Annotated in this window: 9 protein-coding genes; 6 read left to right on the top strand and 3 right to left on the bottom strand. The window is 72.1% G+C overall.

Going from position 1 to position 10,870, the window contains the following annotated elements; all coding sequences use genetic code 11:
* Positions 1-274, top strand: a 274-nt coding sequence (locus G3I53_RS12105) for an NTP transferase domain-containing protein (protein WP_164438326.1), incomplete at its 5' end; no start/stop codon positions are given.
* 187 nt (positions 275-461) lie between these two features.
* Entirely contained in the window at positions 462-2,087 is a 1,626-nt protein-coding gene (gene aceB / locus G3I53_RS12100) for a malate synthase A (RefSeq protein WP_164332486.1), read from the top strand.
* A gap of 6 nt (positions 2,088-2,093) precedes the next feature.
* Here aceB and G3I53_RS12095 read toward each other — a convergent pair whose 3' ends face one another.
* From G3I53_RS12095 to G3I53_RS12085, 3 genes are all read right to left on the bottom strand, one after another.
* Positions 2,094-3,008: a HipA family kinase gene (locus G3I53_RS12095; RefSeq protein WP_164332487.1), complete on the bottom strand. Its 915-nt coding sequence runs from the start codon at positions 3,006-3,008 to the stop codon at positions 2,094-2,096.
* A 249-nt stretch (positions 3,009-3,257) separates the two neighbouring features.
* Positions 3,258-4,676: a cytosine permease gene (locus tag G3I53_RS12090; RefSeq protein ID WP_239063815.1), complete on the bottom strand. Its 1,419-nt coding sequence runs from the start codon at positions 4,674-4,676 to the stop codon at positions 3,258-3,260.
* A gap of 117 nt (positions 4,677-4,793) precedes the next feature.
* Positions 4,794-5,951 carry an NAD(P)/FAD-dependent oxidoreductase gene (locus G3I53_RS12085; RefSeq protein ID WP_164332488.1) on the bottom strand — a complete coding sequence of 386 codons (1,158 nt, stop codon included), beginning with the start codon at positions 5,949-5,951 and terminating at the stop codon, positions 4,794-4,796.
* 199 nt (positions 5,952-6,150) lie between these two features.
* On the opposite strand from G3I53_RS12085, the gene G3I53_RS12080 reads away from it, so the two are divergent.
* From G3I53_RS12080 to G3I53_RS12065, 4 genes are all read left to right on the top strand, one after another.
* Positions 6,151-7,890, top strand: coding sequence for an amidohydrolase family protein (locus G3I53_RS12080; RefSeq protein ID WP_239063814.1), 1,740 nt, complete (start codon positions 6,151-6,153; stop codon positions 7,888-7,890).
* Positions 7,891-7,895: 5 nt separating this feature from the next.
* Entirely contained in the window at positions 7,896-8,930 is a 1,035-nt protein-coding gene (locus G3I53_RS12075) for an AsnC family transcriptional regulator (RefSeq protein WP_164332489.1), read from the top strand.
* A gap of 180 nt (positions 8,931-9,110) precedes the next feature.
* On the top strand, positions 9,111-9,281 hold the full coding sequence (locus tag G3I53_RS12070) for a thiazolylpeptide-type bacteriocin (RefSeq protein ID WP_103543201.1): 171 nt from the start codon (positions 9,111-9,113) through the stop codon (positions 9,279-9,281).
* A gap of 576 nt (positions 9,282-9,857) precedes the next feature.
* On the top strand, positions 9,858-10,870 hold a 1,013-nt coding region (locus G3I53_RS12065; RefSeq protein ID WP_164438325.1), incomplete at its 3' end, for an AfsR/SARP family transcriptional regulator.

Genomic DNA, 10,870 nt, shown 5'->3' with positions numbered 1-10,870 from the left:
CCAGCCGGGTATCGGGCCGGAGGCGGTGGCCCGGGTGCTGGCCGCGCACCGCGCCGGCCGGTCGCTGGCCGCGGCCTCCTACGACGGTGTGCGCGGCCATCCGGTGCTGTTCGGCGCCGCGCACTGGGCGGGCGTCGCCGCGAGCGCGACCGGCGACCAGGGGGCGCGCGCCTACCTGCGGCGGCACGCCGGCGACGTCGCCCTGGTCGAGTGCGGGGACGTGGCGGAGGCGTACGACATCGACACCGAGGCGGATCTGGCGCACCTTGAGTGAGCGGGATGGCACGGAGAGCCATGCCCCGCCCCGCCGGACGGGCCGGACGTCAACAAAACATTGAACTTCCACCATGAGGAAACTACTATCCACTGCTCAGAAGCGTCCGGCGCGTTGTGCGGGCGTTTCCCGCCCCACCCGGGTCGCCCGGCACCCGGTGCCACGCTCGCGAAGGAAGTGACAGCACATGTCCGCACCAGCGCCGTCCCCGCTGGCCGTCGTCGACGCCCCGGAGCTGCCCCGGCAGGAGGAGGTCCTCACCGAGGCCGCGCTCGCCTTCGTGGCCGAGCTGCACCGGCGGTTCACCCCCCGGCGTGACGAACTCCTGGCCCGCCGCGCGGAGCGCCGCGCCGAGATCGCCCGCACCGCCACCCTGGACTTCCTGCCGGAGACGGCCCACATCCGCGCGGACGACTCCTGGCGGGTCGCCCCGGCCCCCGAGGCCCTGAACGACCGCCGGGTGGAGATCACCGGGCCCACCGACCGCAAGATGACCATCAACGCGCTCAACTCCGGTGCGCGGGTCTGGCTCGCCGACTTCGAGGACGCGTCCGCCCCCACGTGGGAGAACGTGATCACCGGCCAGCTGAACCTGACCGCGGCCTTCACCCGGACCATCGACTTCACCGACCCGGTCTCCGGCAAGTCCTACGCGCTGCGCCCGGCGGAGGAGCTGGCGACGGTCGTCGTGCGCCCGCGCGGCTGGCACCTGGACGAGCGCCACCTCACCGACGCGGACGGCACCCCGGTGCCGGGCGCGCTGGTGGACTTCGGCCTGTACTTCTTCCACAACGCCCGGCGGCTGCTCGACCTCGGCAAGGGGCCGTACTTCTACCTGCCGAAGACCGAGTCGCACCTGGAGGCCCGCCTGTGGAACGAGGTGTTCGTCTTCGCCCAGGACCACCTCGGCATCCCGCAGGGCACGGTCCGCGCCACCGTCCTCATCGAGACCATCACGGCCGCCTACGAGATGGACGAGATCCTCTACGAACTGCGCGACCACGCCTCCGGGCTGAACGCCGGCCGCTGGGACTACCTGTTCTCCATCATCAAGAACTTCCGTGACGCGGGCCCCCGGTTCGTGCTGCCGGACCGCAACGCGGTGACCATGACCGCCCCGTTCATGCGCGCCTACACCGAACTGCTGGTGCGCACCTGCCACCGGCGCGGCGCGCACGCGATCGGCGGCATGGCCGCGTTCATCCCGTCCCGCCGGGACCCGGAGGTCAACAAGGTGGCCTTCGAGAAGGTGCGGGCCGACAAGGACCGGGAGGCCGGCGACGGCTTCGACGGCTCCTGGGTCGCCCACCCCGACCTGGTGCCCATCGCCCTGGAGTCCTTCGACCGGGTGCTCGGCGACCGGCCGCACCAGAAGGACCGGCTGCGCGAGGACGTCGACGTGCGCGCCGAGGACCTCATCGCCGTCGACTCCCTGGAGGCGCGGCCCACGTACGCCGGGCTCGTCAACGCCGTCCAGGTCGGCATCCGCTACATCGAGGCGTGGCTGCGCGGGCTCGGCGCGGTGGCCATCTTCAACCTGATGGAGGACGCGGCGACCGCGGAGATCTCCCGCTCCCAGATCTGGCAGTGGATCAACGCGGGCGTCGTCCTCGACAACGGTGAACGGGTCACCGCCGAACTGGTCCGCAAGGTCGCCGCCGACGAGCTGGCGGACATCCGGACCGAGGCGGGCGAGGAGGCCTTCGCCGCGGGCTCCTGGCAGCAGGCCCACGACCTGCTGCTGCGGGTCGCCCTCGACGAGGACTACACCGAGTTCCTCACCCTGCCCGCCTACCAGCAGCTCAGGGGCTGACCGGCCTCACCGCAGGTGCGCCGACCAGTCCTGCCGGGCCGCCGGCTTGCCGTGCAGGTCGGGCACCTGCTTGAGCCAGTCCGGGCGGCCCCGGCGGGTGCGGTCGGCGCGCCGGGCGTTCTCCGCGGCGAGCTCCTCGGCGTCGGGGAAGTCGGTGGGCAGCCACTCCGCGGAGGCCCGGGCCCGCGCGAGGAGGTGGCCGACGTAGGCGTCCCGGGCCGCGTCCGGGGTGGCGAAGCCGGGCTCGTCGGCCAGCCAGGCGTCGGGCACCCGGGCCACGACGGAACGCAGCAGCTCCTCGGTCACCCGGTGCGCGAGCTCGGCGTCGGCGGCCCGGACGTCGGGGCCGTAGGAGCCCAGGGCGTGGTGCCGGAAGTCGTAGCGCCGGCGCGGGTCGAGCCCCTCCCAGCGGTGGTGGAAGACCAGCGCGGCACCGTGGTCGATGAGCCACAGGCGCGGCGGCACGGTGCCCAGGGTCGGCCAGATCATCAGGTTGGAGCTGTGCACGGTGCGGTCGACGTTCACGGTGAGCGCGTCGAGCCAGACGATCCGGCCGGCCTCCAGCGGATCGACCGGGAAGACCTCCGCCACCTCGGGGGTGAGGTCCCGCGCGCCCGGCAGGAAGTCCATGCCGAGATTGACCCCGGCGCTGGCCGCGTGCAGCTCCCGCACCTCCTGGTGCGGCTCGCCGGCGGCGATCGCCGGGTCGAAGTGCACCAGCACCAGCTCCGGGAACCGCAGCCCGAGGGCCCGCGCCAGCTCCCCGACGATCACCTCGGCGACCAGCGCCTTGCGGCCCTGCGCGGACGCGGTGAACTTCACGACGTACGTCCCGAGGTCGTCGGCCTCGACGACCCCCGGCACGGAACCTCCCTCCCGCAGGTGCGTGAGGTAGCGGGTGGCGGTGACCTCTCTCAACACGTGCGAAGGTCCCGCCGCGTGTCTTCCTTGCATTCCACGACTACCTCCGAGGTGCTTCAGTCCGGGCAATCAGCCACGATCACCCCCGGGGAGAATCCGGGACGTCGCTTCCGGCCTCCGGCATGAAGTGAGCATAGTGACCAGGCGTGACAGCCGGAAAGGAATGCCCGCGCCACCTGCCGGGCACGAGCGGCAGCCGGGGGCGATGGCCGCGCCCGGCCCCCGCACGGGCCGGGCGCGGGGCGCGCGTCACCACGCGGGGACACGCACCTCCTCGGCGGGCAGGGCGGCATCGTGCTGCTCGACGCCTCGGGCGAGGACGTAGTAGAGCACCCCGGAGACCAGGAGTCCGACGACGAACGCGAGGTCGGCGCCGCCGAGGGCCTGCGTCACCGGACCCGTGTAGAAGCTGAGGGTGACGAAGGGGATCATGGACACGAAGCCGCCGAAGTAGGCGGTCAGCCCGCGCCAGGCCCAGTGGCCGTAGGAGCCGTGCGGGTCGATGATGTCGCCGATGGCGTAACGGCCGCGCCGGACCACGTAGAAGTCCACGAGGTTGACGGCGGTCCACGGCACCAGCAGGTAGCACATGACGGCGATGAAGGTGTGGAAGCTGTCCATGTAGGCGGCGGGCATGCTCAGGGTGATGCCCAGTCCCACCGCGCCCACCGCGCACACGCCGACGACGCGGAGCCGCAGGGTGGGGTTCACGCGCCTGATGCCGTCCAGGACCGTGGTGGCGCTGAGCATCGCTCCGTAGGCGTTGACGCCGGAGGTGCCGATCAGCGCCGGCAGGGTGGCCAGGACCGCCACCGCGCCGAAGCCGGGGAAGACGGTGTCACCGACCAGGTACAACTGGCGCAGCGCGTCCGGCGCCGGGACATGGGAGGCGAAGATCGCGCCGAGGCTGCCGAGCCAGGCGGCGCCGGTGAATCCGCCGAGGAACGTCCAGCCGATCAGCTTGCCGTCCGGGATGTTCTCGGGGAGGTAGCGGGAGTAGTCGGAGACGTAGATGCCGTAGCTGATCTGGTAGCCGCCCGCCGCGGCGAACTGGGCGAGGAAGGCGGCGCCGGAGAATCCGGTGGCGACGGGAGCCACGTCGCCCATCGGGTAGTGCAGGACGGCCGCGACGGTGACGACCGCGAAGATCGTCATGGTGAGGTAGCTGAAGTAGCGCTGCACGGTGTGCAGGAGGTCGTGCCCGACGACGGCGATCACGACCGCCACCACCGCGAGGACGACGTACCAGATCTTCTGGCCGGGCAGGAACATCGACAGCGCGTCGCCGGCCAGCACCATCTGGAAGACGTTGTAGCCGATGTAGATGAAGACGGCCATGGCCAACGGGAAGATCGCTCCGCGCGAGCCGAACTGGGCGCGCGACTGGATCATCTGGGGGAGGCCGAGGCGGGGGCCCTGGTTGGCGTGCAGAGCCATGAAGAGCGTGCCGAAGGCCATGCCGGAGATGACGGCGATCAGCGACCAGCCCATGCCCAGCCCCATGGACGGGCCGAGGAAGCCGATCAGCATGGACGGCAGCATGAAGCCGCCGGTCAGCCAGAACGGGCCCTGGTGCCAGGCCTTGCCGTGGCGTTCAGTGGAGGGGACGTGGTCGATCGACCGCCTTTCCACACCGTCCATCAAGGCACCCGAGGGGTTGTGTGCCATTACGGTTTCCTCCTGCTGTGTGCATGATGCTCAAGGGGTCCTTGGTTCTGTGGGGGTGGGTGGTGCTCGGCGGGAGGGGCGCCGCGAGCGGTGCGGCGCCCTGTCCGTACGGGTGGGTCAGCCGGCCCGGCGCAGGCTCGGGCGGACGGACTCGGCGCCCTGGTGTGCGGCGACGTTGACCCGCGCCTGCCAGCGCTTGGACCGTCCGGCCGCCCAGACCAGGGCGGAGCGGACGTCGGCGACGGGGCGCGGCCAGCGGGTGCCGACGCGGCCGTACAGCCGGGAGAAGCGCTGGGTCGCGTCCGTGACCGGACGCTGGCGCGCCTCCCAGGCGAGCAGCCCGCTGGGCACGTCGGTTTGGCCCTGAAGCATCAGGGCGAGTCCGTAGCCGTTGGTCATGGCCAGGCAGGCGGCCTGTCCGAGGTTGGGCGACATGGCGCTGGCGGCGTCGCCGACGAGGGCGACGTGCCCGTTGACCCAGCGGTGGCAGCGGACGTCGGAGAACGAGGCCCAGCGGGAGACGTCCGGGATGCGGTCGAAGATGCTCCGCAGGTGGGGGAACGACTCGGTCCAGGACTCCTTGTTGAACGGCCGCTCGCGCCCGGGGAGGTCGCTGGAGGGGCAGCAGGTGTAGATGTAGACCTGGTCGGGGGTGACGGGGACGACGCCCACGCGCCGGCCGCCGTTCCAGTACTCCAGGGCGTTGTCGACGGGGTCGTGCGGCAGCCTGGGGATGAGGCTGCGCATGCAGCCGTCCTCCAGGTCGCGGACGACGAGGTTCAGGCCGACGGAGTTGCGCACGGGCGAGCCGACGCCGTCCGCGCCGACGACGAGGTCGGCCTTGAGGACCTTGCCGTTCTCCAGGATCAGCTCCCCGTCGGGGTTGGCGCCCGCGACCAGCGAGTCGGTGACGATCTCGACCCCGGCCTCGGTGGCCGCGTTGGCGAGCGCCCGGTGCAGGTCGGGCCGCAGCACGGTGAACAGGCGGGTGTCGCCGCCCTTCATCCAGTCGTCCTGGAGCCGGCGTTGCCGCTCGTCGTAGAGCCGCCAGCTGTCGATGCGTTCGGCGCGGTGGACGGCTTCGTCGAAGGCGCCGATCTCCTCGAGGACGCGCAGGGCGTTCTCCCACATGAAGATGCCGGCGCCGATCTCGCGCAGCTCACGGCCGCGCTCGTGCAGGCGCACGCTCCAGCCGCGCTGGGCCAGGGCGGTTGCCGTGGTCAGGCCGGCGAGGCCGCCGCCGGCGATTTCGGCGTGACGGGTGGGCGATGACATGGGGCCTCCATGCAGAGGTGACGGGTGCGGATGTCCGGACGCGGTGTCCGGCACGGCGATGCCGTGGGAGATCACCGGGCGAGCGGTGGCGGAAAGGCCGCACACTTCGCGGTGCTCGAACAGAATCAGTCATCGGATGCACTGTCAAGGGTCGATTTCGTTATGCGAAACGACTCTGCGGGTCGAATCAGTCATTGACATGCAGCAGAGCGCGCGATTACGTTCCGGCTTCAACCACAGCCCCGTCGGGCGGACCATCGAGGAGGCGTACATGAGCGAGGGCACCGCGGAACTCGTCCTGATCTCGGACAAGGTGATCCGGATGGCCGAGGGCGAGCAGATGGGCCCCGGCTTCGTCGCCGTACGGGACGGGGTCGTCGTCGCCACCGGCCCCAAGGCCGACGCCGGCGCCCACATCGGCCCCGGCACCCGGGTGCACGACGTCGGCGGGCGCCCCCTCATGCCGGGCTTCGTCGACGTCCACGCCCACATGGAGGTCGCCGCCCGTACGCACTACCAGACCGTCGACTGCCGGGCGCCGCGCTGCGGCTCCGTCGCCGACGTCCTCGCCACACTCCGCGCCCACCTCGGCGAAGCGGTCGGCGGCTGGCTGGTCGGCCAGGCCAACCTCTTCTTCGACCAGAAGCTCGCCGACAAGCGCCTGCCGACCCGCGCCGAACTCGACTCGGTCAGCACGGAGGTGGCCATCGCCGTACGCGCCGGCGGCCACATCACCGTCCTCAACAGCCGCGGCCTGGAGCTGGCCGGCATCGACCGCGACTACCGCGAGGCCGACTACAGCATCACCGGACTGCCCACGGTCCTGCGGGACGAGACCGGGGAACCCACCGGCGTCGTCAAGGAGATGGACAACCTCCTGCCGCTCCCCCGGCTCTCCGGAGACGCGCTGCACCGCGCCATCGGGCGCGGCGTGCGCGAGCTGTTCACGGCCCACGGAGTGACCACCATCGGTGAGATCTCCGAGTCGGTGGACGGACTGCGGGCCATGGACCGCCTGCACCAGGACGGCGAGCTGGGCGCCCGGCTGCGGGTCTACCTCTGGGCCCCCGGCACGGTCTCCCTGGAGGAGGCGTGCGCCCACCGCGAGTGGCTGGACCTCAAGACCCCCGAGGAGCTGCTGCGCGTCCACGGCGTCAAGATGTTCGCCGACGGCGGCTACTCCGCCGCCGGCGCCGCCGTCAAACAGCCCTACGTCAACGACGGCCACGCCGGCCACCACCACTGCGGCGAGGTGGCCCTGAGCCCCGGTCAGATCGCTGAGGCGCTGCGCCGTACCGCGGAGGCGGGCCTCCAGCTCGCCGTCCACGCCAACGGCGACCGCGCACAGGAAGAGGTCTGCGAGGCCGTCGCCGCCGCGGGCGGCGCCCCCGCCGGGGTCCCCGCTCCCCGCGTCGAGCACGCCGGCAACTTCCTTCCGGACCCGGCGGCGACCGCGCTGTGGCGCAAGGCGGGCATCATCCCCGTCCCGCAGCCGGTCTTCCTCTACACCTTCGGCGACTTCTTCCCCGCCTACCTCGGCGACTACGGCCGGCTCGGCCGCTTCCCGTTCCGGCGCCTGCTGGACGAGGGCTGGCCGATCACCGGCAGCTCGGACGTCTGGATCGGCTCCGAGGAGCGCGCGACGAACCCGTTCTTCAGCATCTGGTGCACCCTGCGCCGCCAGTCGTTTCTGGGTGAGATCCTCGACTCCGACCAGGAGGTCACCCTCGCCGAGGCCCTGCGCATGCACACCATCAACGCAGCCCGGACCCTCGGCGAGGGCGACCGCTACGGCTCGCTGGAGGCGGGCAAGCACGCGGACGTCGTCGTCCTGGACCGCGACCCCTTCGCCTGCCCGGTGGACGAACTGCCCGACGTCCGCGTCGACGAGGTGTATCTCGCCGGGCGCCTCGTCCACGAGGCCGCACCGATACGATGACTGCCATGCGCGGCCCCTCCCACCTCGTCTCCGGCTTTCTCGACGGCTCGCTGCCGCTGCCCGGCCAGGACGAGGTGGACGCGCGGCTCACGGAACTCGACCGCCGGCTGATCCGCCTCCTCCAGGCCGACGGACGCCGGTCCTTCGCCGGCATGGCGCGCGAGCTGGACGTGCCGGAGAAGACGGTCCGCCGCAAGGTCAACCAGCTCCTCGACGACAACGTCATCCAGATCACGGCGGTCGCCGACCCCGCCCTCCTCGGCTTCCCGGTGATGGCCCTGGTCGGCCTCTGCTTCGACGGCACACAGGCCGTCAAACCGCTGATGAACTCCCTCGCGGAGCTGCCCGCCGTCGACTACGCCGTGATCACCACGGGCCGTTACGACGCGCTGGTGGAGGTGCTGTGCCGTGACACGGCGGAGCTGCTGACCGTCGTCCACGACACCCTGGCCAGGACACCGGGCGTCGGATCGGCCGAGGTCTTCCCCTACCTCCAGCTCCACTACCAGGAACCGGCCTGGGACGTCGCCCAGGACAAGGCGGCGCCGGAGCGGACGGAGGACGGCGACAGCCCGCAGACCGCGTCGCTCGACGCCACCGACCGGCAGATCATCGGGGAACTCAGCCTGGACGGCCGGCTCCCCTTCCAGGGCATCGCGGAGACGGTGGGCATCTCCGAGTCCCAGGTCCGCAAGCGCGTCACCCGCATGATCGGCGACCGCGTCCTGCGCATCACCGCCATCGCCAACCCGCGCAGCCTCGGCTTCGGGATGCAGGTCTGGGTGGCCGTCCGCTGCCGCCCGGGCCAGGGCATCGAAGCCCTCGCCCAGCTCCTCACCAAGATCCCGTCCATCACCTATGTCGTGGCCTGCGCCGGCCGCTTCGACATCTTCGCCGAGGCCGTCTGCCGTGACGCCCAGGACGTCATGCGACTGATCGACTCCGAGATCAGAACCCTGCCGGGCGTGGAGCGGACCGAACTGCTCATGTGCCTGGACCTGTACTACCGGGCCGTGCGTCCGGCGGAACGGCGGACGTGAGGCGGGGCCACCGCGCCCCGTCCCCTTCGCGCCGCGGGCGGTGCCGCTGGCGCCGTGTGCCAGCGGTATGACAGCGGGAGGCATGCCGAACGGTCAGCGGGGGCCGCTGCAATGGGTGACGTAAGCACGCCACGGCGGCCCCGGCGACGGTGGTCCGCCCCGACCCCACCGGGAGACGTCATGGACAAGAACCTGAGCACCCTCGCCGACGAGATCCTCGAGCTCGAGGCCGAGACCTTCGAGATCTCCGACTACTCGGACGCCAGCGAGGTCGTGCTGGCCGGCTGCACCAGCACCAGCTCCACCTCGACGTCCAGCTCCACCTGCAGCACCACCTCCTGCTCCGCCTGAGTCCAGCGGTGCGGTGACACCCGGTTCGCGCCGTCTCCGATGGAGGCGGGGGCGGGCCGGGTGTCCGGCGTGCCCGGACGCGGGCCGCCCGCGGAAGCGGAGGCGGCTGCCCGGGGCCGGCGGAGTGCGCTTCCCGGGTCCGGCGGCGCGGCGGTGAACGTCCCGGTACGGGGCGGCGAACACCCGGTCCGGGACGCGTCCGCTTTTCACACGCCGGGGGCGTCCCCGGCACCCCCGGACGGGCCGCCCGTCAGGGTCGCCCACCTGTAAATATGGTGGTGCCACACGAAGTTGACGTTTCGTCAGTGGCCGGAACTCGTCCACAAGTGATTGTGTGACCACCCCTTGACCCCCGTTCTACGCCGGTAGACACTCACGACTGCCACAAGAACGAAGGCGTATACACGCAACCACTTCACAACTGCTCCTCCTCTCCCCTGCCCGGGGCGGAAACCGGAGCACGAGTGAGCCACCGCTCCCCGGTGGGTCGGGCACGGTGGCAGGACCACCGCAGCCCGGCGGGGTGCGGATGCCGGCCGGATGCGGCAGAGGTTCGAGGGTCAACGGGGGAAGGCTGTGCGTTTTCAGTTGCTCGGCCCGCTGAGTGTGACGGACGGGTGTGACGTGGTGGTCCTGCCACCGGCGAAACCGACGTCCCTGCTCGCGGCGCTGCTGCTGCGGCCCGGCGAGGTGGTCCCCACGGACCGGCTCCTGGAAGCGGTCTGGGGGGGGAAGCAGCCGGCCACCGCGAAGTCCGCGCTGCAGAGCTGCGTGCTCCGGCTGCGCCGCCTGCTCGCCCGGTACGGCATCGCGGAACGGCTGGTGGTCGCGGTCGCCGGCGGCTACCGCCTGTCGGCCGACGCCGAGAGCCTGGACCTGCTGCACTTCCGCCGTCTGGCGGCCGAGGCGGCCGGCGCCGGGGAGTCCGAACTGCCCATGCTGCGCACGGCCCTCGGGCTGTGGCGCGGCCCGCTCCTCGCCAACGTGCCCTCGGAGCTGCTGCACCGGGACGAGGTGCCCCGGCTGGCCGAGCAGCGGCTGCGCGTCCTGGAACGCGTCTGCGAGATCCAGCTGGCGCAGGGCCGGTGCAGCGAGGTCCTGGTGGACCTCTGGGAGGCCACCGGCGCCCATCCCCAGCACGAGGGGCTGTCCGCGCAGCTGATGCGGGCCCTGTACGGGTCGGGCCGGCAGAACGAGGCGCTGGCCGAGTACCGCCGGATCCGCGGCCGGCTCCGCGACGAGCTGGGGGTCGATCCCGGCCCGCAGCTCCAGGGCCTGGAGCTGGCCATCCTGCGCGGTGAGGAACTCCGCGGTCTCCCCCGCGGACAGGCGGCCGCCGAGCCGGCGCCCGCACCGCCCGCACCGGCCCCACCGGTCGTTCCGACGGGGCGTGGGACGGGGGACGGCGGCCCGGGCGGAATCGTTTCGTCCGACGGCGCCGCGGACCCGGCCCACGCGGGACACGCAGGACAAGCGGCCCACGCGGGGCACACGGCCCCGCTCACCGCCCCCGCCCGCCCGGCACTCGCCGCACCGGACACCACGGGCACGGACGCCGTCCTCGCCGGCAGCGGCCCGGCCGGCGCGTC

This window comes from Streptomyces sp. SID14436, from assembly GCF_010548465.1.
Lineage (GTDB): Bacteria > Actinomycetota > Actinomycetes > Streptomycetales > Streptomycetaceae > Streptomyces.
This window is presented reverse-complemented; position numbering and strand designations above follow the sequence as displayed.

Excerpts from the sequence above, each read along its gene's own strand:
- G3I53_RS12075 (WP_164332489.1), top strand. The coding sequence starts at position 7,896 with ATGCGCGGCCCCTCCCACCTCGTCTCCGGCTTTCTCGACGGCTCGCTG.
- G3I53_RS12090 (WP_239063815.1), bottom strand. The coding sequence starts at position 4,676 with ATGGCACACAACCCCTCGGGTGCCTTGATGGACGGTGTGGAAAGGCGG.
- aceB (WP_164332486.1), top strand. The coding sequence starts at position 462 with ATGTCCGCACCAGCGCCGTCCCCGCTGGCCGTCGTCGACGCCCCGGAG.
- G3I53_RS12085 (WP_164332488.1), bottom strand. The coding sequence starts at position 5,951 with ATGTCATCGCCCACCCGTCACGCCGAAATCGCCGGCGGCGGCCTCGCC.
- G3I53_RS12080 (WP_239063814.1), top strand. The coding sequence starts at position 6,151 with ATGCAGCAGAGCGCGCGATTACGTTCCGGCTTCAACCACAGCCCCGTC.
- G3I53_RS12070 (WP_103543201.1), top strand. The coding sequence starts at position 9,111 with ATGGACAAGAACCTGAGCACCCTCGCCGACGAGATCCTCGAGCTCGAG.